Consider the following 732-nt stretch of genomic DNA (forward strand, 5'->3'; position numbering starts at 1 on the left):
GAAACCGTCAATGTCACCGTGATGCCACGACGACTTGACTCGAAAATCCCCATGTGAGGACCGTGACGGCGCCACGACCGTGCTGAAGTCGATCCTCAAACGCTGGCCGTGGCTGCGTCATATCTTCGCTGATGGCGGCTATGCCGGACCGAAACTGCAGCACGCCTTGCAAAAGGTCGGCAAGTTCACGCTGGAAATCATCAAGCGACCGGATAGCGCCAAGGGCTTCGAGGTCCTGCCGCGCCGTTGGGTCGTGGAGCGAACCTTCGCATGGCTGGGACGATGCCGAAGACTGGCAAAGGACTTCGAACGCACCATCGCTTCCGCCCAGGCCTGGGTCTTCATCGCAAACATCCGCATGCTCACCCGACGGCTCGCAAGGCATTGAAAACGCCACCTTCATTCTGATTCAGACACTTAGGCATCGCCTCGGGTGATCGGCTGCCATAGTGCAACAAGCTGTTGCACTATCACGGAAGCCTGGGAGAATTTGTGTCTGTTCCTGCTTATCTAAAGTTGGATGAGGTCGTTGAACGCTATCGCAATCAGATCAGCGCGGCCACGCTTCGAAATTGGCGATCTAAGAGGATCGGGCCATCGTTCATCAAAATCGGCAAAGCGGTTCTATACCCGGTCAACGAGCTAGGCTCAGGACTCATTGATCAGAGCCAGAAGATGACGGCGGCTGCGATGCAGATGGCCGAGAAGAAGGTGTGGGCGCAACGATCGTAG

General features: G+C 56.6%; 1 protein-coding gene and 1 pseudogene. Both read left to right on the top strand.

Annotation, left to right across the window (positions count from 1 at the left end; all coding sequences use genetic code 11):
• Nucleotides 1–55: 55 nt before the first annotated feature.
• Nucleotides 56–388: pseudogene (locus tag VQ044_RS25440) on the top strand (transposase); the annotation flags it as partial.
• Between the two features lie 104 nt (nt 389–492).
• A complete protein-coding gene (locus tag VQ044_RS25445) occupies nt 493–732 on the top strand; it encodes a DNA-binding protein (RefSeq protein ID WP_331827919.1) in 240 nt (79 codons plus the stop codon).

It is taken from the genome of Aurantimonas sp. C2-5-R2, from assembly GCF_036549495.1.
Taxonomy (GTDB): Bacteria; Pseudomonadota; Alphaproteobacteria; order Rhizobiales; family Rhizobiaceae; genus Aurantimonas; species Aurantimonas coralicida_A.